The following is a 21,693-nucleotide window of genomic DNA, read 5'->3' as shown; positions in this document are numbered from 1 at the left end:
CAGACCATTACGAAATATAAATAAAATATAGTAGTTTTGCGATATTCAAAAAAGACACAATTTTACAACTGATGAGAGAAATACAATTCAGAGAAGCACTTCGTGAGGCGATGAACGAAGAAATGCGTAAAGATGATAAAATATTCTTGATGGGCGAAGAAGTCGCTGAATACAATGGTGCATACAAAGTAAGCCAAGGAATGTTGGATGAATTTGGAGCGAAACGTATTATTGACACGCCAATTGCGGAATTAGGTTTTGCAGGTATAGGTGTCGGTGCGGCTATGAACGGTTTGCGTCCCATCATCGAATTCATGACATTTAACTTCTCCTTAGTTGCGATCGATCAGGTTATCAACGCCGCTGCCAAGATACACCAAATGAGTGGTGGTCAGTTTTCATGTCCGATCGTTTTCCGCGGACCAACAGGTAATGCCGGACAATTAGGTGCGCAACATTCACAAAATTTTGAGAATTGGTATGCAAATACTCCTGGCTTGAAAGTCGTGGTTCCGTCTAATCCATATGATGCAAAAGGATTGTTAAAATCGTCCATCATTGATCCAGATCCGGTTATTTTTATGGAGTCGGAAGTCATGTATGGGGATAAAGGTCCTGTACCTGAAGAAGAATACTATCTTCCTATCGGCAAAGCTAACATCATTAAAGAAGGAACAGACGTTACTGTGGTGTCTTTTGGTAAAATGATTCCTCGGGTCGTTCTTCCTGCGGTAGAAGAATTGACAAAGGAGGGAATTAACGTAGAATTAATTGACTTGCGTTCGGTACGTCCGATCGATTTCCCTGCGATTATCGAGTCTGTGAAAAAGACAAATAGACTAGTTGTTGTCGAAGAAGCTTGGCCATTGGCTTCCATCTCTTCAGAGGTAGCTTTCAAAGTACAGAAAGATGCTTTTGACTATTTAGATGCTCCTGTAGTGCGTGTAACATCGGCCGACGTACCGCTTGGTTATGCACCAACTCTTGTTGAAGCTTCTTTACCTAGTGTAGCAAAAGTCGTTAAAGCTGTAAAAGAAGTATCTTACATTAAAAAGTAAGTTCCTTTGGCTTAGAAATACAAAAAGAGGTCGTAATTATACGGCCTCTTTTTGTTCCAGGCCATTTGCATTGCAATTTCTGGCATATATGTGTGCAGTCACCAGGTCGATACACACCTTTCTGTAATTTATTGATGATAAATTTATTCCGGTCTCTTTTTTTATAGAGAGTCTACTTGGAAATCCCTATCTTAACCTCATCAAGAATTATTATGAAAAGATACATTATAACCGGAGTCGCCATGTTCATGGGGCTTCTTTCATTCGGACAAAAGACCGTAGATTTTAAGCTGAATCCAGAGATCGGAAAGCCGTTAAACATCGACATGATTGTCAAAACGGACATAGACGGTCCGCAAAGTATTATCATGGACATGAACATGAAGATGACCATGACACCGACTAAAAATGAAAACGAACAGTTTACTATTGAAAGTGTTACGAACGGCATCAAAGTCGATGTTGATGCGGGTATGATGACCATGACTTATAATTCGGCAGAAGAGCCGAAAGATGAGATGTCGAAAATGCTCGCGGAGCAATTTTCAAAAATTATTGGACAAACCATAACCATTGTTTTAACTCCAAAAGGCAAACCCGTGCAAGTACTACTTCCTGATGGCTTGGCGGAAGGGATAGATAAAACTGCTTTTTCTAATATCTCTACTCCGCTCCCTGAAGAACCAGTTTCTCCAGGCTCGACTTGGCAAAGTACCGCAGAGATGGAAAACAATCCCTTTATTTCAAAAACTGAAACGACCTCAACCTTTAGAGAAGAGACAACTGACGGGTTCGTTATCGACGTGACGGGGAAACTACTCGATAAGACCGCCAATGAAATAGGGACTTTGGCAGGAAGCTATACTTTAGATAAGCAGACTTTATTTACGAAAAGTAGTCAGATTAAAACAAGTATCGAAGCACAGGGTGCTAAAATCGTGAGTGACGTAACAATGAACGTGCAATAAAACGATTTGACATCAATAAAAAGGCGCTTCTATTTGAATAGGAGCGCCTTTACTTTATCTACTTTGCGGTATTACGCGTTGATCTCTGCTTTGTATTGATCCGCAGATAATAGCGCATCAACTTCAGCCGGAGCATTTAATTTCACTCGAATAATCCAACCTTCTCCGTAAGGATCCGTATTCACTAACTCGGGAGAGGAGTCAATCGCTTCATTCACGCTCAACACTGTCGCGTTAACCGGCATAAATAAGTCAGATACGGTCTTCACCGCTTCTATCGTACCAAACACCTCATTTGCAGCCACTTCTTCGCCAACCGTGTTTATGTCAACAAAAACAATATCTCCTAGTTCGCGTTGAGCGAAATCTGTGATACCAATTATGGCCTCATCTCCTTCTACACGAATCCATTCGTGATCCTTTGTGTATTTTAACTCTGCTGGAAAATTCATATCTTTTTTCTTTGCTCAAAAATATAATTATCCGACGATATAAACAAAAATTAAACATTTTCAAGCAAACGTGTGTTGAACACCTCTCAACTCCCGTAAATCTGCTAATTTAGCTTTTATGAATCCTCAGATAGAAAAACTATATCACATCGCCCGTAAAACAGAGAGAAAGGTCATTGGGTTGATGTCGGGAACATCTTTAGATGGCCTAGATGTCGCGCTGTGTTCAATAGGCGGGAGTGGAATAGACACACGACTCCGGCTAGAGAAATTTGTCACCGTACCGTATCCAGATCTATTCCGTGATCGTGTACGCGAAATCTTTGCAAAACGGCAAATCGACCAACAAGACCTCTGTGGTTTGAACGCTTTTATAGGTTCCGTGCACGGCGATCTTGTGGCAAACACCTTAGGGGTTTGGCAGATAGCTCCTTCGGAAATTGATCTTATTGCCAGCCATGGACAAACGGTCTATCATGCACCACAACGTTTGACAAAAGACCTAAAGTATCCCAACAGTACTTTACAGCTCGGGGATGGCGATCATATAGCCTCCCGTAGCGGTATCATAACCCTTTCTGATTTTCGTCAAAAACACATCGCCGCAGGCGGAGAAGGGGCACCACTCGCTGCTTATGGAGACTATCTTTTGTTTACACACGATCGCGAGCAGCGATTTCTTTTGAACATTGGTGGCATTTCCAATTTCACTTTTCTGCCCAAAAAAGGAACAGCTCTCCAGCCTTATGCCACGGATCTCGGGCCTGGTAATACCATGATGAATCAATACATGCATAAACACTTCGGCTTGGAAATGGATGAAGGTGCTCGTTGTGCAAGGGCGGGGCATATACATCCCGATCTGTTGACGGCACTCTTACATGAACCCTTTCTAACCGACAATTTTCCAAAAACCACAGGTCCGGAATTATTTAACCTTGCCTATTTGGAACGGGCACAAGCATTGACAAACACCGCATCAATATCTCCAGAGGACGTTATGGCCACGTTGAACAAGTTCGCCGCCTCTGCCATCGTGGAAGGGATAAAACGAGCATCAAAAGGTATGCAAGGACTGTGCGTATATGTTAGCGGGGGAGGGCTTCATAACCCTCTTTTAATGGAACATATTAGGCACGATCTGCAGACAGTTCCTGTTCGTTCATTTACTGAGCTTGGCTTAAATCCGGATGCCAAAGAAGCCTGCTTATTTGCTTTATTAGCCAACGAAACCGTTGCAGGTGGACCGGAACACGTATCTTCTTTAAAAGATTCGCCCGCCGTTTGTATGGGAAAGATAAGTTTTCCTTATTGATCTAACGCCTGATGAATGAAACGTTTAAAAGGAAAAATACGTTTTGCGGTATCTACATGTTGTTGAAGAGCGTGATCCGAGGTGATTTCTGCGTCGGTGAATCCTTGATATAATATAAAACTTTTCAATTTCAGAACCTCGATATGTGGATCATCCTCGTGGTATCCACTCGGGGCTCTTTTTAATTTGTCTTCAGAAGAAAGGTCATCAACCGTCCAGTTTCCCTGCGCTAACGCTTCGATCAACTCATTATAACTGTAATCTATCTCTTGGCGTATTGCATCCAAGTGCGCTTTTCCTGGGCGCCAATATCCTGCCGCTAAAAAGCTTTTTCCTGGCTCTATGTGCACGTAATATTCCGGCCCATCCAATTTCCTCCCATCAACGGATATGCCCGCTGAAAACCACGTTTTGTACGGTGTTTTATCTTTAGAAAACCGGGTATCCCGATAAATACGAAACAAACAACGGGACGCTTGTATATCTGTATTGATATGCGGATCAAATGTAGAAAGCGCTCCGATAAGATCCGTAATAAATTGTTTTACATTACCTAAGGCCCCATCATACATCTGCTTGTTTTCCTGAAACCATTCCCGATTGTTGTTCTTTCCTAATTCCTTTAAGAAATTCAGCGTTTGTTTTTCTATTCTCATAACTTCAAGATCGTTTGGAAAATCTGTTTCAAGGACATGCGAACCTATTCGCGCATGTCGAGCATTTGTTTTAAATAAGTTCTAAAAAAAAGTACACTAGCGGTGCAGCCATTAACAATCCATCAAAACGGTCAAGAAGTCCGCCATGTCCTGGCAGAATCGATCCAGAATCTTTAACGCCAACATTTCGCTTTAGCATCGATTCCACCAAATCCCCTAAAGTCCCAAAAACACCTATGATTATGGCCACGCTTATCCATTCCATTTGAGATAAAGAACCAAAGTAACGTTCCAGATTCAGGGCAACGACCACGGCCAAAAGCACTCCGCCGACGAAGCCCTCCCATGTCTTATTTGGCGAAATCCTTTCAAACAGCTTCCGCTTTCCAAAACTTCGACCGGCTAAATACGCACCTGTGTCATTTGTCCAGAGTAGAATTAAAAAACCAAGTGGCAGATAGGGGTTATATGTTTTGTTTATAAAACCTAAGCCCATAAAGAACAAGAAAGGTACTGCGGCATATACTAATCCAAATAAGGTATACGCTATATCTTGTACCGGATTACTTGTTTGTCTAAAAAGTGCCGCTATATAGATGACAAACACAGGAACCAACGCATACCATCCCGTAAGTTTGGCATCAATTTCTACACAGGTGGCTGCCACCAGTACCAATATCATAAACGAAGACACTACGCCCAACGAAACGAGTGGTCTGATATCCGTTTTGCGGACCATTTTATAAAATTCGTGAACACATGCGGTACCTATTAGTACGAAGGATGCCACAAAAGTATACGGGCCGAACAACACGACTGCGATGAGGACTGCTATGAAAAAGAAACCTGTAATTGCCCTAGTTTTCATCGATGCCTTTTTCGTTTTGCTCGTTAATGATCTCTTGTGCGTTTTTCGCGTCGCCCTCTTGCACCAGAAGTTCTATTTTACCGAATTTAAACGATGAATCTTGCTTATTCAGCAACACCACGACAATACCATGCTGTTCCAATAATACCTTAGCCAATTCGCTTGTTAGTTCATTGGTATAGGTTGCGATCTTAACCCAATTGTTCTCCATAAATCTTCTTTTTAGCTGTATATCTAAAAAATAGATAGGCGACAGCGACGCTAATGAATAAGCTGCCAAGATACACAATTATCGAGTAACTATCACTTTTTACAAGTTCATCATAGGTTTTGTTCTCACTTGCGTAATAAAATGCCAAAATCGTTACTGAAGTATTATTTACAAAATGAGCGAATACAGCGGTCCAGATATTCCCTGTCCATACCACTAAGTATCCGAAAAAGACGCCTAACAGCATGCGCGGAAAAAAACCGTAGAACTGGAAATGTATAGCGCTAAAAATGATTGCTACTATCCATATGGAGAACTGTTCATGCTTTAACACACGAGCAAATATTTGCTGTAAAGCCCCGCGGAAGAAAAACTCCTCGCTAACTGCAGGAAGTATACCAATCACCAAAACATTGGCAAGTAATCGGCCTACATCGTTAACCATAACCGTTTGGGCCGTCAAATGAGCCATCATATCCTCCTGTTCACGCATCCAATTCTCGACACCGCGCATTCCTTCAGGAAAAGTCATTTGCATATTCCAATCGGATATAATGGACATACATGGGCTGAACGCAACTAAAAAAACGATTCCAAAAACATAGGTTTTCCAATCTCGCCAATTTTGTGCTGGAAAAATATCCGTAGCTGCACGCGCTCTTTGATAGATAAGTGCTGGTATCAAAAATGTTCCTACCGAGCTTCCGCCCAAGACCAGGTAGCTGAATACACCTACGGGTTTCTTCCCTACAGATGGTTGCGTAAGAGCTAGAAGATCTTGGTTTAGCATAGCTCCACCGAGCATAAGCAACAATTGTACGAGGATAGTGCATCCGAGTGTCCAAGCGAACAATACGACCAAATCTGACCACGGATTTCTTTCTTGTGCAACATGTAAATTCATTCTTTAAAAATAAACATTCCTCGCTTATAAAAGACAAAGGAGCTGAAATTCGCTCCTTCGTCTGTATTTTTTAGTTTACTCGAATAGGATCCTTTGGATCTTTAATTTCTTTGTATGGATAGGTTTTTATTTCATCCAGAAGCAAATTAACCGTTTTTTCCAATTGGGGGTCTCGACCTTCCAGTAGATCTTTTGGCATTTGTTCGACGAATACATCCGGAGCCACTCCTTCATTTTCTATTATATAGTTCCCGTTCAAATCAAATATACCGAAATTTGGAGAAGTAATGCTTCCGCCATCCAGCAATGGAGGATAGCCCGATATACCAACAAGAATGCCCATCGTTGTACGGCCAACCAGTTTACCCAGGCCTTTAAAACGAAACATATACGGCATCATATCGCCTCCCGAACCAGCGTTTTCGTTAATTATCATAGCCTTCGGTCCATAGATTCCATTTCCTGGCGTTGTAAAACTCTTTCCATCTCTTAACTTCCAGCCGGCTATAAGCTCGCGGGAAAGTAAATCAATGACATAATCCGCTACCGATCCACCTCCGTTATTACGTTCGTCTAGTAGTAACGCTTTTTTGTCCATTTGGGAAAAATAGTACCTGTTAAAATATGTATAACCGTCCTGCCCCGTATTAGGCATATATACATACGCTATTTTGCCGCCGCTTAATTGATCCACCTTTTGTCTATTTCCTTCCACCCAATCCATCTTTCGCAGCGCCATTTCATCCGTAAAAGAAATCGGACGAACCGTTACCTCCCGACTTTCCTTCTCCACTGCTCGTTTAATCTTCAGTATTACTTGTTTATCAACCGAATTCTCCAAAAATCGATATAAATTTTTGGATCCGACAAGGTTAATCCCGTTAACAGCCACGAGATAATCTCCCTCTTTGATATCTATTCCTGGCTCAGCTAAAGGAGCTCTAAACGATGGGTTCCAATTCAACCGTGTATAAATTTTTCGAATCCTGTACCCTTCATTCGTGGCCTCTAAATCCGCTCCTAATGTCCCTGTATTAATTGAAGGACTTGAGGGTTGATCGCCGGGATATATATAGTTGTGACCAACGACCATCTCACCCATCATTTCATTTAATAAATATCCCAGATCTGATCGATGTCCAACAAACGGTAAGAATTTTTTGTATTTGTTCTTCACTGCTGTCCAATCGACACCGTGCATGTTTTCTACATAAAAGAATTCCTTTTGCATAGCCCACACCTCGTTAAAAACTTGCTTCCATTCTGCCTCGGGATCTACCAACTGTTTGACATCTTTGATTTCTATTTTGCCGGAGCCTGGAGCAGGCTTCTGTCCGGCATCAACAATGAAAAAATCGCGATCGCTCTTGTACATCATCTTTTTCCCATCGGCGCTGATTTCGAAACCAAATGCATTCTCGACTAGGTCTTTACTTTCCAACTTCAACAGATCATAGACACCTATGGTACGTCCGCGCATATATATTAGCTTATTTTCCGCTGTTCCGTCCAGGCTATAGTATCCAGGTTGTAGAGGAAGAGCCACTATACGTGAAGGAATATCGTCTAAATCTATTATTGTTTCGTCCGACTTTGTTTCTGAAGACTTTCGGTTATTCTTGTTGTTATCCTCTTTTTTATCATTCCTTTTTTTTGTCGTGTCTTGTGTATCTTCTACGACTTTTTCTTCATCACTTTCATTTTTAAATATAGAAGGGGTCTTTTTCGCTAAAATAAATGCATAAACATTGAAGCTAACATTTTTCTCATAAGCTGTCATATGTAATCCGGAGTTTGTTAGACCGGTATTTGTGCTAGCAGAAAAGAACAAATATTTTCCGTCACGACTAAAGGTAGGCTGACTAACAGCACTCATACCATCCGTTACTTGCGCCTGTTGCTTCGTTTTCAAATTATATAAAAACAATGTTCTCACACCATTCCCAAGACTTTTTACATAGGCAATCCAATTCGAGTCGAAGGACCAACTTGGTTGAAAGTGGTTCGATGTCCTTCCGGTAATTGAAGCTTGTCGATCATTATCCACTAAGGTCACTTTTTTAGTCTCCACATCAAGGTAATATAGGTTTAGATGGGCATCATTATAAAACAGCTTTTTGCTATCTGGAGACCATGTAGGCTGGAAATAAAAAAATGTTTCACCTAAAGAGATGTGCAGGGGTTTATCTTTTGCCATTTGATCCCGTAAGACAAGTTCATATTTTCCATTTTTATCCGAAATAAAAGATATCCATTTTCCATTTGGAGACCAGGCAGGAAAACGTTCATGCGATTCCGGCGAAGCTGATAAATTACGCGCATCACCCTTCTCTTTTGGTACAGAAAATATTTCTCCACGATTTTCGAACAGCGCGCGTTGCCCTGTCGGCGATATCGTAAAAGAACGTATCTCTTTTCCCATATCAATATAATGTGGTCGTCTATATAATGCATCGGCTTGCACGTGAATGGACAGCTTATTTACCTTTTGATTTTTAGTATCCAAAATATGAAGACGTCCTTCCTGCTCGAACGTTAGTTCGGTGCCGTATCCCGTCAACGTGCGGACGTCATAATCTTTATAATTGGTGAGTTTATCAATTTTTTTTGTCTCGGTATCGTAGCTATATATATTGACAATTTTGTCCCTGTCTGACAAAAAATAAACTTTCTTTCCTAACCAAACCGGTTTTACATCGTTGCTACGATCTCCAGGGACTGTTTCTACGACTTTGCTTTCTGTATCAAATATCCAAATAGAAGGCATACCTCCTCCGCGATACCTTTTAAAAGCCACTCGATCACGCTCGGTTGGATCTGTATTTTTAATGTAAGCCCAATAACGTCCATCTTCGGACGGACTCCCCTGATACGCTTCCGGCATCAACAACGGTACAGCTAATTCTCCTTCCAAAGAAGTCTTATACAAACGAGGCCCTAGAGAATAGGTAAATTCCCTCGTTGTGGTAAAGTACACTTCTTTATTATTCAGCCAGCCCCGAAGGATATCTGCCGATGGGTGGAACGTCACACGTTTAGGAGTTCCTCCGTTTATTGAAACAACATACACATCCGTATTTCCATCATAATTTCCAGTAAACGCTATTTGTTTACCATCTGGTGAAAACATAGGGTTTTGTTCAACTCCGGGATTAACGGTCAAACGACGCGGATTATTCCCGCTTTTGTCTGCAATCCAGATATCTCCGGCGTACACAAACGAAATATGGTTATTACTGATGCTGGGACTTCGTAGCAGAAGCGTTTCTTGTTGCGCGCTTGCGCTAGACAGCAGGACACTAGAAAATAGCATGACCTGCCAAAGGTTGGAAAGATATTTCTTCATATAGATCATAAGGATTGATACTCAAAAATAGCAGAAATTTAGGATTAGCATAGTCCTCCTATCAGTAATGTTGCAATGCCCAGTCTGTATGCGGGAGGGGGAGTGAATAAAAAGAAAAAGCGGTATATAATCATATATACCGCTCCCCTTAATTTTTTGCGAATGGATACTAACCGTTTTCTTCTTCAAAAACGATTCCTTCGTCTACAATGATTCTTCCGCAATGCTCACAAATAATAATTTTTTTACGTTGACGGATCTCGGATTGCAATTGAGGCGGAATTTTATTATAGCATCCTGAACAGCTGTCACGCTCAATAGACACAACAGCAAGGCCGTTTCTAAAAGAACCGCGAAGCTTCGTATATACCTTAATCAAGCGATCTTCGATATGCGTTTCCGCAGCAGAAGCGCGTTCAAGCAAGGTATCCTCTTCCTTCTGTGTTTCCGCAGTAATTGTCTCCAACTCCTGTTTCTTCACATCCAATTCTCCTTTGCTAAACTCTAAGTTCTTTTGCGTACTGTCGTAAAGTTCGGTTTTATTTTTAATCTCAAATTCAGCTTCACGAATACGTTTCTCGCACACTTGAATTTCCAATCCCTGTATTTCGATTTCTTTAGAAATAGCATCGTACTCCCGATTGTTTTTTACTTCGTTCAGCTGTCCTTCATATTTCTTGATTGCCGCCTGCGCATCTTTGATCATATTTTTGCGCTTCACAATAGTATCTTCGAGATCATCCAGATCTGTTCTGATTTTCTCGATACGCGTATCAAGGCCTGCTATCTCATCTTCCAGATCAGCAACCTCAATAGGCAACTCTCCACGTACTTGGCGGATCTTATCTATCTTCGTGTGTACGGACTGTAGCGCCCACAGTGCTTTTAATTTTTGTTCTACGGTTTGTTCCATTAACTGTAGTATTTTATAGGATTTGTCTCTATTTCTGTCAATAGGACAGCAAAGTTAACAAATTTTTTCTGAATTATTTCCAATAATAATTCTTGTGTAAATTGTTCACTTTCAAAATGTCCAATGTCAGCGATAATCAGATCATCTTCTGCATCAAAGAACTCGTGATACTTATAATCAGCAGTGATGAAGATATCAGCGCCGGATCGCTTTGCATCCGGAAGTAGAAAGCTTCCTGAGCCACCACAAAGTGCAACACGCGATATGGGTTTATTTCTAAATTTTGTATGCCGAATAACTTGCAGGTTTAACCGATCCTTAACTAAGGCTAAAAAATCGATTTCCGACATTGGGGAGGGTAGGTTACCAATTGCTCCCGATCCGACTTCTGCGAACGGAACATCGAGTAAAAATATATCATGCGCAACTTCTTCATAAGGATGCGCTTCATACATAGCCACCAACACACTGCGCTCTTTATGATCCGGATAGATCACCTCTATTTTTGTTTCCTCAACGCGTTCTTGAGTTCCTGACTTTCCAATACTCGGATTTGCTCCCTCTAAGGCCCGAAACGTACCATATCCGACGGTATTGTAGCTACACTCTTCGTATTTCCCTATTGATCCGGCACCCGCTTCAAACAAAGCATTTCGCACGATTTCCACATGTGTACGAGGCACATAAACCGCCAGCTTTTTTAAGAGATTACGTTTTGGCGATAGCACCATATGATTTTGTAAGCCTAGTTTATCCGCTATTTTCGAACTGACACCACCAAATACATTATCTAAATTCGTATGTATAGCATACAACGCTATATTATGGCGGATTGCCTTTATCAAGACGCGCTCTACATAATTTTTACCAGTGAATTTCTTTAATCCTTTGAACACTATAGGATGATGGGAAATAATCATGTCACATTGCTTACGAATTGCTTCTTCGACCACCTCTTCGGTACAATCGAGACAAATCAGTACCTGCCGAACATCCTGATTTGGATTACCCACCAGAAGTCCTGCGTTATCATAAGGCTCCTGAAAGGCTAACGGAGCGATACGCTCCAGGTGATCTGTAAGTTCTTTAATTTTCATATTGGTTCCTTTCTGAAACATAATCTTTTCCAAACCGCTCTATATGCAATTTCAAGAGGGCCTTGTGCTGATGAATTTTCACCCAATAGGTAATGAAATATACCAGATGCAATATACCTATCACGGTCAAAATAAAAGGAGGCAGAGGTATGTTAGTAAGCAGGAATGTCCAAGCAAATAACATTCCCCATTTTTGTGTGGGCCGTTCCTCTACTTCGAGCTCACGGTCGTAAAACTCATTATTAAGCGAGTCCGTGAGTCTTCTAACAACCTCAAAATTCCAATAAATATTAAAAAAGGGCACAGCGACGAACCAGGCCTGACCGGGTAGAATGTTCTGATTTTCTTTTTTCACCAGCTTTAAGGTACTGTAAATCGTATATCCAAAGAAGATCCAAATGATGATCCGGATGATAGTGGCAATGACAAAAACCAGCAATAGTTCCTTCGTGATATGCTCTGGCAAAATTTCAAACATTTTAATAGCGTTAATTAATGTCCATAAATTAAAAAGATGGTCGGTTTCTTATGCAAGTCTATGGTTGTGTTTTTCCAATCTGCCACAGACTTTGTTAATACCACTTCCTCTTTAGCTGTCAAGTTGCTAGCCACGCATAACCTCGTCTCTTTTTTACACGTTCGAACGATTTCTTCGAACAGCGCGTTGTTTCGAAATGGCGTCTCGATAAAAATCTGGGTCAATTTTTCCTTAACGGACTGGTTTTCCAGATCTTTAATCTTTCGCGATCTCTCTCCTTTATCAATGGGTAAATAACCATGAAACGCGAACTTTTGGCCGTTGAATCCAGAAGCCATCAGGGCTAATAAAATAGAACTAGGCCCCACTAACGGAACAACTTTTATACCACGTTTATGCGCCTCTGCCACAATTTCCGCTCCGGGATCGGCGACGCCAGGACACCCGGCTTCAGACATTAGACCCACGTCCTTGCCTTTATATATAGTATTAAAAAGCGCTGCATAGTCCACCTTTTCTCGGGCGTGTTTCCCAAAGTCATGCATAATCAATGAACTTTGTGGCTTTTTTAATCCTGCAAGCTTTAAAAACTTTCTCGCTGTCTTTTCGTTTTCGACGATATATTCATCTATCTCTTCTATTACATCCTTTTGAAATAGGGTATAAGACTTTCGTTCGGCCTCCTCCGCTAACGGAACCGGGATCAGATACAGCATTCCTAATGACATAATCCAAAACTACTAAATTTAGTGCTCATTGCACGACCTACTAGCCAAAGTATTGAAAAGAAAATTTGACATTTAGATATAATTTGATAATTTGGTGCAGATTAATAAGTTTATTATCAAATGACTACACAAATTACGGCTGGTGTTAAGATTTCGGTTGATGTGGTTTATCAGCCCGAGTACTCCAATCCGGAAAAGCAACACTATATGTTCTCTTATCAGATCACCATAGAAAATTTGGGAGATCATACCATACAGCTGGTCAGTAGGCATTGGGATATTTTCGATTCCATCGGAGAGTTTAAACAGGTTGATGGAGAAGGCGTCGTTGGGCAACAGCCTATCCTAGAACCTGGTCAGATCCATCAATATGTTTCGGGATGCAACTTAAAGAGTGAAATAGGCTACATGGAAGGCTATTATGAAATGATTAAAGAACTGGACGGTAGCGTATTCTTGGTCGACATCCCAAGATTTAATTTAATTGCTTCTTTCAAACTCAACTAAAGTTTAATTCCATTGTAAATAATGCGTCCTATTCATTAGACAAACTCCAAATACCGCAAATATTTATTTATTTTTGTATCCGGATAGGCGAACCCTTCTGTTTACGCTTTGTTTTTATGGTCTTTCTAGCAAGTAGACATGAAGCATGAGATCGGGTAGGACTTATATTATTTAAACGATACGTTACATTGAGTATTTTAGCAACAGAGCAGGTCGGACATTCTTTTCATGATCGGTGGTTATTTAAAGAACTTCATTTTGGATTACAAAAGGGTGATCGCGTTGCCCTTGTGGGGATAAACGGCACGGGAAAGTCTACGTTATTAAAAATATTGGCAGAAATTGAGATTCCCAGCGAAGGTAAAGTCGTCAAGGAGAAAGGAATCAAAATCGGATTCTTGAGCCAAGAACCTGATTTTACAGGACTTCGAACGGTAAACGATTTTATATACAGCAGCGATAACGAACAGCAACAACTTATAAAGGAATACGAAACGCTCTTGGCCAGTGAAGTTATTGATCAAGTTAAGTTGGCTGAACTTACCGACAAACTCTCTGCTATGGAGGCTTGGGAGTATGAGCACAATATAAAAACTATCCTAAATCGATTACAGATTACGGATTTTACCCAAGATATACAGTCATTATCTGGTGGACAGAAAAAGCGCCTGTCGCTGGCTAAATTACTCATCGATGATCCGGATATCTATATTTTGGATGAACCAACCAATCATTTGGACATCGAGACTATAGAATGGTTAGAAAAAATATTAACCACAGGTAATAAAACTATTCTTTTAGTTACTCACGATCGTTACTTCCTAGATGCCGTGTGTAACGAGATAAGAGAACTCGACAAAGGGAATGTATATGTATATAAAGGCAATTATACCTATTTTTTAGAAAAAAAGGCTGAGCGAGAGACAATGGATGTAGCGTCCGCGGAGAAAGCACGAAACCTTCTTCGCCGCGAGCTAGAATGGATGCGGAGACAACCTCAGGCAAGAGGGACGAAGTCGAAAGCTAGAATAGAAGCATTTTATGATTTAGAGAAAAAATCGAAAGGACCTCGAAAAAATGACACGGTACAATTGTCCGTTAAAATCTCAAGACAAGGCTCCAAAATTCTCGAACTTCATCAGGTAACAAAAAGATTTGATACAAAGGTTATTTTAAAAGATTTCAGTTATACGTTCAAGAAATACGATCGCATTGGACTAGCAGGAAAGAATGGTTCGGGTAAGTCTACATTACTCCAGATTATTACCGGCGCATATTCGGCAGATTCAGGCGAAGTTGTCAAAGGAGATACAACCGTATTTGGTTACTATAGACAAAGTGGCCTTTCTTTTCAGGATGGAGACCGAGTATTAGATGTAGTCAAAAATGTAGCGGAATACATTGAAATGGCTAACGGAGATGTTATCACTGCGTCTCAACTTTTAACCTTATTCCTTTTTCCGCCTGAGAAGCAATTTAATATTGTAAAAAAGCTTAGCGGGGGGGAGAAGAAACGTTTACAACTGATGCGTGTATTGATGTCCAATCCAAATTTCCTAATCTTGGATGAACCGTCCAACGACTTGGATATTGATACCTTGAACATTTTAGAAGAGTTTCTGGAAAACTATTCAGGCGTATTAGTATTAGTTTCCCATGATCGATATCTCGTGGACAAGCTTACGGATCAACTTTTTATTTTCGAAGACGAAGGACATATCCAAATATATAACGGTAACTACGCGGATTATAAGACAACCTTAGAAGTACAATTGAAAGGAGAAAAAGACGCGGCCCGTGTAAAGGAAAAAGAACATTTCAAAATAGAACAAACGGAAAAGAAAAAATTATCCTACAAAGAGCAACGAGAATACGAGACGTTAGAGATTGAGATAGAATCCTTGGAAAAAGAAATTGACAACAAACAAAATAACCTAGCTTTAACAACGGATTACGATAAAATCACACACCTCATAACCGAACTGGATGAGTTAAGAAAATCGCTCGATCAAAAATCAGAGAGATGGATAGAATTAGCGGAACTGATATAACGTTTCACGTGAAACGTTTATTTAATTATAAGTTCCACGTGAAACAAATAAAAATATGTTTAAGAAATATAATATAATTGTAGTAGGAGCCGGACATGCAGGATGTGAGGCTGCGGCAGCAGCAGCAAATCTTGGTTCATCGGTTCTTCTTATTACCATGAATATGGGGGTCATAGCTCAAATGAGTTGTAACCCCGCAATTGGCGGAGTAGCTAAGGGACAAATTGTTAGAGAGATTGACGCAATGGGCGGATATACCGGCATTATAGCTGATAAATCGACCATACAGTTTCGGATGTTAAACAAATCAAAAGGTCCTGCCATGTGGAGTCCGCGATCTCAGAATGATAGGATGAGGTTTGCCGAAGAGTGGCGTTTAACACTCGAATCCCTTCCCAATTTAGATATGTGGCAAGATACTGTCAAAGAAATTATTGTAGAAGGAGGGAAAGCGAAAGGTGTAATCACATCGTTAGGAATCCGAATTGAATCCGATGCTGTCGTGTTAACCAATGGAACCTTTCTAAACGGAATAATCCATATTGGAGAGAAAAAAATAGGAGGGGGGCGAACAGCTGAAAAGGCAGCAACCGGCCTAACGGAACAATTGGTCAGTTTGGGTTTCGAATCAGGAAGAATGAAAACAGGTACTCCTCCCCGTATTGACGGTCGGTCGTTGAATTATTCGGTCATGGAAGAACAATGGGGCGATGAAAACCCGGGTAGATTCTCCTACACGAATGTTGGAGTCCCATCAGAGCAACGTTGCTGTTGGATCACCTACACAAATGATAAGGTACATGACGTATTAAAAACTGGATTTGATAGATCTCCAATGTTCACTGGGAGAATCAAAGGTCTCGGCCCTCGTTATTGTCCTTCTATTGAAGATAAGATCAATCGGTTTGCCGAACGGGACCGTCACCAAATATTCGTAGAACCTGAGGGATTTAAGACTGTAGAAATATATGTGAATGGCTTCTCCACTTCACTTCCTGAAGATGTTCAGTTAAAAGCTCTTCAATTAATCCCCGGATTCGAAAATGCAAAAATGTATCGTCCCGGATATGCTATTGAGTATGATTTCTTTCCGCCCATGCAATTGGATCTGACCTTAGAAACCCAACGGATAAAACATCTTTTCTTTGCCGGTCAAATTAACGGCACAACTGGTTATGAAGAAGCTGCAGCCCAAGGGTTCGTAGCCGGTGTAAACGCGCATCAACGAATTACTGACCAACACGAGCTACTCTTAAAACGCTCGGAATCTTACATAGGCGTTCTAATAGATGACTTGGTAACCAAGGGAACAGAAGAACCATATCGGATGTTTACTTCAAGAGCTGAACACAGACTATTGTTGAGACAAGACAATGCCGATGTTAGACTTACTCCGTTAGCATACAAACTAGGATTAGTAAGTGAAGAGCGTCTAGACCTCGTAAACAAAAAGATAAGGAATGCAGACCTATTAGTTTCATATATGCGGGAACACAGCGTATCCACCGATCAAATGAATCCTGTTCTACTCGAACTTGGGTCGTCGGAACTGGCGCAAAAAACCCGACTATTTTCGGTACTCAGCAGACCTCAGGTCAACATATTAGATTTAGCAAAAGCCAGTGTCGAATTTTCAACCTTCTTAAATACGTTTGATGCCGATACTATTGAACAAGCGGAAATAAAAGTGAAATACGATAGCTACTTCGAAAAAGAAATGGAAATAGTAAACAAGATGAAGAAAATGGAAGACAAAGAGATCAATCCAGATTTTGACTACAAGTCCTTATCGTCGTTGTCTATAGAAGCTCGGGAAAAATTACTCAAAGTGAAACCTCGTACCTTAGGACAAGCTTCTCGTATCTCGGGAGTATCACCATCAGATATTAGCGTATTGATGGTACATATGAGTTAAATATTTGATAATCAATAACTTATAACAAAAGTAAAATAAAGCCGTTTGAACGACGATCTGTTTTAATATGACTCAAGTATCCAAAACAAGTGAAAATGCGCCAGAGCGCTTCAAAACGAGTATATTTCAGCGTATACTTCTTATTAGCTATATTTTACTACTTATATTGACGTTATCGCGCTGCGCAAACATACAGCGTCCTACTGGTGGGCCAAAAGACTCTCTTCCTCCCAAACTACTTAATGAAGCTCCCGCCAATTTCAGCAGAAATTTCACAGAAAAACAAATTACGTTGACATTCGACGAATACATTAAATTAAATAATCAATTCAAGGAATTTAGTATTAGTCCTGACGTGGAAGAGATTGTCGACTACAAAGTACGAAAGAAAAATCTGGTCATTACGTTACCGGACAGCTTGGAAGAAAACACGACGTACACCATAAATTTCGGTAAGGGTTTGGTCGATTATAATGAAAGCAATCCTATAGTTAATTACACGTATGTGTTCGCCACTGGAGATGAACTTGACTCTCTTTCCATTAGCGGCTCAGTGAAAAATGGTTTTACGAAGTCATTTGATCAGAAAAAAGATGAAAATATCAAAGTATTATTGATCCCAACCCGTCAGGACTCTATATTTGGAAAGAAGAAAGCTAATATATTTGTCAATGTCGATACTTCCGGAAACTTTAAATTCAGCAATTTACGTGAAGATGTGTATCGGATCTACGCGCTTAAGGAACAAAATAACGATCGCATATTCAATGGAAACGATGAATGGATAGGATTTCAGAACGATAGCATTGTGTTGCAACAAGACGTTTCAGATATAGCTTTGGAAATAACAAAAGCATATCCTAAAGACTTTCGCACGTTAGAAAAGAAAATAGAACAAACCGGCAATGTCCTGCTCACTTTTAACAAACCTTTGCGCGATCCAAAAGTAAACATACTTTATCCAGCGGAACTTAATGATAGCAAAGTAGAACGCTTCAGTGCAAACAACGATAGCGTAAAAGTATTTTTACCAAGCGAACCTCTTGATTCGATCCGTTTACAACTACTCGATGGGGAACAGGTAAGGGATACCATTTTTATCCGGGCGAGTAAAAATGCAAAGTACGATAGAGAGGTCAAGCCCTTATTAAATATAACCAATCGGGTAGACCGTGTTCGCCATATCAAATTAAATAGCGCTACACCGATAGCTTCCGTTGATAAATCAAAAATTCTCATATACGAGGATTCTGTTTCCAGAAGGAACTTTCAACTGCAACAGGATAGTGTAGACAACCAACTTTACCATATTCGATTCAATTGGCGTCCAAAACGAAATTACGAACTTGTTATACAAGAAAACGCAATGCACAGCCCTTTTGGAGATTCGAATAAAGAGTTTAAAACGCAATTTACAATGGACGAAACCGATAATTATGGCAATATAAATTTTACACTTAACGGACTAGACTCAACTAGTCAATACATTGTAGAAATAATCGATGATCAAAAAGAAAAAGTGTTTGATAAACGTATCATATCCGGCTCGAACGGCACAATAAACTATAGGGATTTCCCCGGCGGAAAGTACGGTCTTCGTATTATCTACGATGACAATAAAAATGGAAAATGGGATCCTGCGGACGTTTACTCCGGTAAACAAGCTGAAAACGTTTGGTACCTAGATAAAACATTCACCATTCGTCCTAACTGGGATCAAAACGAAACGATTACTTTACCAGCACCATAGATGGTACAATACAACATAATAGTACATTTAATTAGTTGGACATATTACAAGAACCACGAACTATATAGTACATAATTATGTGGAAGGCCTTGCAGCATATGTAACTGCTCTTCTGTCAAAGGTTTTATTTTCTTGGCTGGAATACCGGCATATAAATGCCCTGACTCTAAACGCATGCCCTCCAATACAACAGCCCCAGCAGCAACAATCACGTTGGATTCTATGACCGCCCTATCCATCACGATAGCCCCCATTCCGATCAATACATAGTCGTGAACCACACAGCCATGTACAATCGCCTTATGGCCGATATTAACGTAGCTTCCTATATCGGTACCATTTTTTAGATAGGTACAATGTATCACTACGCCGTCCTGTATATTGGTATACTCGCCAATCTTAATATAATTTACATCACCGCGAATTACGGCATTGAACCATACCGAGCACTTATTGCCTAACACCACGTCACCAACTAAAGTAGCGTTATCCGCAATAAAAACACTGTTTGGGATAATCGGTGACTTTCCTTTAACCGGCAAAATAACTGGCATACTAAACGATGGTATCTTGTAACATATTGGATTTTCTAGGATAATCCGTCGTGTAATGCAAACCTCGGCTTTCCTTGCGCTGCATCGCAGATTTCACGATCAGATAAGAAACTTGAATCACGTTCCGCAACTCACAAAGCTTAACAGAAAGCTTTGTATTCCTGTAGAACTCCTCTGTTTCCTCATAAAGAAAACCTAGCCTGCGCATAGCACGATCTAATCTAAAATCAGAACGCACTATCCCGACATAATCACTCATCAATTTTTGCACTTCTTTCAAGTTATGCGTTACTAATATCTCTTCATTTAATAACTGGACCTTTGATTCGTCCCATTCTGGTATATCATCGGCATAACTATTGTCTGCATAATGCGATAATGCATCTTCAACAATACGATGTGCGTATACGACCGCCTCGAGCAGGGAGTTTGACGCCAGTCTGTTCGCCCCATGAAGGCCCGTAGACGAACATTCCCCACATGCATACAAATTCTGAATAGACGTTCTTCCCACTTCATCCACCATAATTCCCCCGCATAAATAATGGGCAGCAGGTGTAACCGGAATATAATCTTTCGTCATATCCAAACCTATGGAGAGGCACTTTTCATATATATTTGGAAAATGCGCCAATATATCCCCCTTTTTTCGGTGCGTAATATCTAAATAAACAAATTCCAAACCCGATTTCTTCATTTCGTTGTCGATAGCACGAGCAACAATATCCCGTGAAGCGAGCGAACCCCGTGCATCATATTCTTCCATAAAAGATTCTCCATTCACACGTCTCAAAATGCCGCCAAATCCCCTGACGGCTTCAGAAATTAAAAAAGCAGGAGAATCTGTAGGATTATACAACGCCGTTGGGTGGAACTGAATAAATTCCATATTACGTATTTTACCTTTCGCTCGATATACCATAGCGATACCGTCCCCTGTGGCAATAGTTGGATTCGTCGTACTAGCGTAAACATGCCCCGCTCCACCTGACGCCATCAAGGTCACACGACTTAGAAACGTTTCAATCTTATTGGTTCGTGTATCCAACGCATATATCCCAAAACATCGAATATCAGTTGTTGACTTATCTACGTGTAGACCTTGGTGGTGTTGGGTAATTAAGTCAATGGCAAAGTAATGGGTAAGCATTTCTATATTAGGATGCGCATGAACCTGCTCCAATAGCGCACGCTCAATTTCGTATCCGGTAATGTCCTTATAATGTAGTATGCGATGTTTGGAGTGTCCTCCTTCTCGTGCTAGATCATAATGGTCTTCGTCAACCTTATCAAAGTTGGTACCATAATCAATCAGCTCCCGAATACGCTCAGGGGCTTCTTTCACCACGTTTTCCACAATTTGTGAATGGCATAATCCATCTCCAGCTACCTCAGTATCAGCAATATGCTTCTCGAAGCTATCCGACTTATCCACAACAGCAGCTACCCCACCCTGAGCGTACTTGGTATTGGATTCATCCTCATTAGACTTAGTGAGTATCAGTACTTTACCAACTTCAGCTGCTTTAAGAGCAAAGCTCAAACCGGCTATTCCGGAACCAATAACTAAAAAATCAACCTTCCTGTGTGTCATAATATGAACTTAGCGGCACCTCACACCGTTAATAGCGTGAACAAATTAACAAAATATGTGGAAAACATGTACAAAAAGGGTGAACTAAAATTGAAAACTTTTAATATTTCCACACCTGCCCGTTTATCTCAACAATTTCACGTGAAAAATTAAGACAAAATGAAGTCAATATTAACAAAATGTAAACAGTAAAAATTCAACATAAAAATATGGAAAGAGAAAATCAGAAAATATCAGAAAATTGAAAATCAAGCACTAAGCGATTCCTGGCTGTGGATAACTTGTGAATAACTCCCTTACAATTAAAATTCCAAATGCAAAAAGAACA

The 21,693-nt window shown here is 40.5% G+C and carries 19 protein-coding genes; 7 read left to right on the top strand and 12 right to left on the bottom strand.

Annotated elements, in window-relative coordinates:
* The first annotated feature begins 71 nt into the window (after positions 1-71).
* Positions 72-1,058: a pyruvate dehydrogenase complex E1 component subunit beta gene (locus ACFSR5_RS02780; protein WP_380900481.1), complete on the top strand. Its 987-nt coding sequence runs from the start codon at positions 72-74 to the stop codon at positions 1,056-1,058.
* Between the two features lie 212 nt (positions 1,059-1,270).
* The gene (locus tag ACFSR5_RS02775) at positions 1,271-2,026 is read left to right on the top strand and encodes a hypothetical protein (RefSeq protein ID WP_380900479.1); all 756 of its coding nucleotides are present in this window, start codon (positions 1,271-1,273) and stop codon (positions 2,024-2,026) included.
* A gap of 71 nt (positions 2,027-2,097) precedes the next feature.
* On the opposite strand, the gene gcvH is transcribed toward ACFSR5_RS02775, so the two are convergent.
* On the bottom strand, positions 2,098-2,478 hold the full coding sequence (gcvH, locus tag ACFSR5_RS02770; RefSeq protein ID WP_380900477.1) for a glycine cleavage system protein GcvH: 381 nt from the start codon (positions 2,476-2,478) through the stop codon (positions 2,098-2,100).
* Between the two features lie 118 nt (positions 2,479-2,596).
* On the opposite strand from gcvH, the gene ACFSR5_RS02765 reads away from it, so the two are divergent.
* Positions 2,597-3,793 (top strand): anhydro-N-acetylmuramic acid kinase, encoded by a 1,197-nt coding sequence (locus ACFSR5_RS02765; protein WP_380900475.1) that lies wholly within the window; start codon positions 2,597-2,599, stop codon positions 3,791-3,793.
* Here ACFSR5_RS02765 and ACFSR5_RS02760 read toward each other — a convergent pair.
* The 9 genes from ACFSR5_RS02760 to ACFSR5_RS02720 all read right to left on the bottom strand — a co-directional run bounded on the left by ACFSR5_RS02760 (position 3,787) and on the right by ACFSR5_RS02720 (position 12,994).
* Positions 3,787-4,449 carry a DUF2461 domain-containing protein gene (locus ACFSR5_RS02760; protein WP_380900473.1) on the bottom strand — a complete coding sequence of 221 codons (663 nt, stop codon included), beginning with the start codon at positions 4,447-4,449 and terminating at the stop codon, positions 3,787-3,789. The genes ACFSR5_RS02765 and ACFSR5_RS02760 overlap by 7 nt on opposite strands.
* Positions 4,450-4,519: 70 nt before the next feature.
* Positions 4,520-5,317, bottom strand: a complete 798-nt coding sequence (locus ACFSR5_RS02755; protein ID WP_380900471.1) for a phosphatidate cytidylyltransferase — start codon at positions 5,315-5,317, stop codon at positions 4,520-4,522.
* Positions 5,307-5,528, bottom strand: coding sequence for a putative signal transducing protein (locus ACFSR5_RS02750; protein WP_380900469.1), 222 nt, complete (start codon positions 5,526-5,528; stop codon positions 5,307-5,309). The genes ACFSR5_RS02755 and ACFSR5_RS02750 overlap by 11 nt, the downstream gene beginning before the upstream one ends.
* A complete protein-coding gene (locus ACFSR5_RS02745) occupies positions 5,509-6,432 on the bottom strand; it encodes a CPBP family intramembrane glutamic endopeptidase (protein ID WP_380900467.1) in 924 nt (307 codons plus the stop codon). Before ACFSR5_RS02745 ends, ACFSR5_RS02750 begins: the two co-directional genes overlap by 20 nt.
* Before the next feature lie 70 nt (positions 6,433-6,502).
* Positions 6,503-9,778, bottom strand: a complete 3,276-nt coding sequence (locus ACFSR5_RS02740; RefSeq protein WP_380900465.1) for a S41 family peptidase — start codon at positions 9,776-9,778, stop codon at positions 6,503-6,505.
* A 169-nt stretch (positions 9,779-9,947) separates the two neighbouring features.
* Positions 9,948-10,691, bottom strand: coding sequence for a zinc ribbon domain-containing protein (locus tag ACFSR5_RS02735; RefSeq protein WP_380900463.1), 744 nt, complete (start codon positions 10,689-10,691; stop codon positions 9,948-9,950).
* On the bottom strand, positions 10,691-11,788 hold the full coding sequence (locus ACFSR5_RS02730) for a Nif3-like dinuclear metal center hexameric protein (protein WP_380900461.1): 1,098 nt from the start codon (positions 11,786-11,788) through the stop codon (positions 10,691-10,693). The genes ACFSR5_RS02735 and ACFSR5_RS02730 overlap by 1 nt, the downstream gene beginning before the upstream one ends.
* Positions 11,778-12,266 (bottom strand): hypothetical protein, encoded by a 489-nt coding sequence (locus ACFSR5_RS02725; protein ID WP_380900459.1) that lies wholly within the window; start codon positions 12,264-12,266, stop codon positions 11,778-11,780. Before ACFSR5_RS02725 ends, ACFSR5_RS02730 begins: the two co-directional genes overlap by 11 nt.
* Before the next feature lie 14 nt (positions 12,267-12,280).
* A complete protein-coding gene (locus tag ACFSR5_RS02720) occupies positions 12,281-12,994 on the bottom strand; it encodes an SAM-dependent methyltransferase (protein ID WP_380900457.1) in 714 nt (237 codons plus the stop codon).
* Between the two features lie 120 nt (positions 12,995-13,114).
* Here ACFSR5_RS02720 and apaG point away from each other — a divergent pair, with 120 nt between their 5' ends.
* The 4 genes from apaG to ACFSR5_RS02700 all read left to right on the top strand — a co-directional run bounded on the left by apaG (position 13,115) and on the right by ACFSR5_RS02700 (position 19,217).
* Complete coding sequence (apaG, locus tag ACFSR5_RS02715) at positions 13,115-13,501, top strand: Co2+/Mg2+ efflux protein ApaG (protein ID WP_380900455.1); 387 nt, start codon at positions 13,115-13,117, stop codon at positions 13,499-13,501.
* A 188-nt stretch (positions 13,502-13,689) separates the two neighbouring features.
* Positions 13,690-15,552 (top strand): ABC-F family ATP-binding cassette domain-containing protein, encoded by a 1,863-nt coding sequence (locus tag ACFSR5_RS02710; protein ID WP_380900453.1) that lies wholly within the window; start codon positions 13,690-13,692, stop codon positions 15,550-15,552.
* 55 nt (positions 15,553-15,607) lie between these two features.
* Positions 15,608-17,467, top strand: coding sequence for a tRNA uridine-5-carboxymethylaminomethyl(34) synthesis enzyme MnmG (mnmG, locus tag ACFSR5_RS02705; protein WP_380900451.1), 1,860 nt, complete (start codon positions 15,608-15,610; stop codon positions 17,465-17,467).
* Positions 17,468-17,534: 67 nt separating this feature from the next.
* Positions 17,535-19,217, top strand: a complete 1,683-nt coding sequence (locus ACFSR5_RS02700) for an Ig-like domain-containing protein (RefSeq protein ID WP_380900449.1) — start codon at positions 17,535-17,537, stop codon at positions 19,215-19,217.
* A 44-nt stretch (positions 19,218-19,261) separates the two neighbouring features.
* On the opposite strand, the gene ACFSR5_RS02695 is transcribed toward ACFSR5_RS02700, so the two are convergent.
* Both ACFSR5_RS02695 and nadB read right to left on the bottom strand, forming a co-directional pair.
* On the bottom strand, positions 19,262-19,771 hold the full coding sequence (locus ACFSR5_RS02695; protein ID WP_380900447.1) for a gamma carbonic anhydrase family protein: 510 nt from the start codon (positions 19,769-19,771) through the stop codon (positions 19,262-19,264).
* Between the two features lies 1 nt (position 19,772).
* Positions 19,773-21,365, bottom strand: coding sequence for an L-aspartate oxidase (nadB, locus tag ACFSR5_RS02690; protein ID WP_380900445.1), 1,593 nt, complete (start codon positions 21,363-21,365; stop codon positions 19,773-19,775).
* Positions 21,366-21,693 lie beyond the last annotated feature (328 nt).

Source organism: Sphingobacterium suaedae (assembly GCF_042684625.1).
In the GTDB taxonomy this organism is placed as follows: domain Bacteria; phylum Bacteroidota; class Bacteroidia; order Sphingobacteriales; family Sphingobacteriaceae; genus Sphingobacterium; species Sphingobacterium suaedae.
This window is presented reverse-complemented; position numbering and strand designations above follow the sequence as displayed.

What these genes read in the sequence shown, in the direction of transcription:
- ACFSR5_RS02780 (WP_380900481.1), top strand. Translation starts at nt 72, where the DNA reads ATGAGAGAAATACAATTCAGAGAAGCACTTCGTGAGGCGATGAACGAA.
- ACFSR5_RS02775 (WP_380900479.1), top strand. Translation starts at nt 1,271, where the DNA reads ATGAAAAGATACATTATAACCGGAGTCGCCATGTTCATGGGGCTTCTT.
- gcvH (WP_380900477.1), bottom strand. Translation starts at nt 2,478, where the DNA reads ATGAATTTTCCAGCAGAGTTAAAATACACAAAGGATCACGAATGGATT.
- ACFSR5_RS02765 (WP_380900475.1), top strand. Translation starts at nt 2,597, where the DNA reads ATGAATCCTCAGATAGAAAAACTATATCACATCGCCCGTAAAACAGAG.
- ACFSR5_RS02760 (WP_380900473.1), bottom strand. Translation starts at nt 4,449, where the DNA reads ATGAGAATAGAAAAACAAACGCTGAATTTCTTAAAGGAATTAGGAAAG.
- ACFSR5_RS02755 (WP_380900471.1), bottom strand. Translation starts at nt 5,317, where the DNA reads ATGAAAACTAGGGCAATTACAGGTTTCTTTTTCATAGCAGTCCTCATC.
- ACFSR5_RS02750 (WP_380900469.1), bottom strand. Translation starts at nt 5,528, where the DNA reads ATGGAGAACAATTGGGTTAAGATCGCAACCTATACCAATGAACTAACA.
- ACFSR5_RS02745 (WP_380900467.1), bottom strand. Translation starts at nt 6,432, where the DNA reads ATGAATTTACATGTTGCACAAGAAAGAAATCCGTGGTCAGATTTGGTC.
- ACFSR5_RS02740 (WP_380900465.1), bottom strand. Translation starts at nt 9,778, where the DNA reads ATGAAGAAATATCTTTCCAACCTTTGGCAGGTCATGCTATTTTCTAGT.
- ACFSR5_RS02735 (WP_380900463.1), bottom strand. Translation starts at nt 10,691, where the DNA reads ATGGAACAAACCGTAGAACAAAAATTAAAAGCACTGTGGGCGCTACAG.
- ACFSR5_RS02730 (WP_380900461.1), bottom strand. Translation starts at nt 11,788, where the DNA reads ATGAAAATTAAAGAACTTACAGATCACCTGGAGCGTATCGCTCCGTTA.
- ACFSR5_RS02725 (WP_380900459.1), bottom strand. Translation starts at nt 12,266, where the DNA reads ATGTTTGAAATTTTGCCAGAGCATATCACGAAGGAACTATTGCTGGTT.
- ACFSR5_RS02720 (WP_380900457.1), bottom strand. Translation starts at nt 12,994, where the DNA reads ATGTCATTAGGAATGCTGTATCTGATCCCGGTTCCGTTAGCGGAGGAG.
- apaG (WP_380900455.1), top strand. Translation starts at nt 13,115, where the DNA reads ATGACTACACAAATTACGGCTGGTGTTAAGATTTCGGTTGATGTGGTT.
- mnmG (WP_380900451.1), top strand. Translation starts at nt 15,608, where the DNA reads ATGTTTAAGAAATATAATATAATTGTAGTAGGAGCCGGACATGCAGGA.
- ACFSR5_RS02700 (WP_380900449.1), top strand. Translation starts at nt 17,535, where the DNA reads ATGACTCAAGTATCCAAAACAAGTGAAAATGCGCCAGAGCGCTTCAAA.
- ACFSR5_RS02695 (WP_380900447.1), bottom strand. Translation starts at nt 19,771, where the DNA reads ATGCCAGTTATTTTGCCGGTTAAAGGAAAGTCACCGATTATCCCAAAC.
- nadB (WP_380900445.1), bottom strand. Translation starts at nt 21,365, where the DNA reads ATGACACACAGGAAGGTTGATTTTTTAGTTATTGGTTCCGGAATAGCC.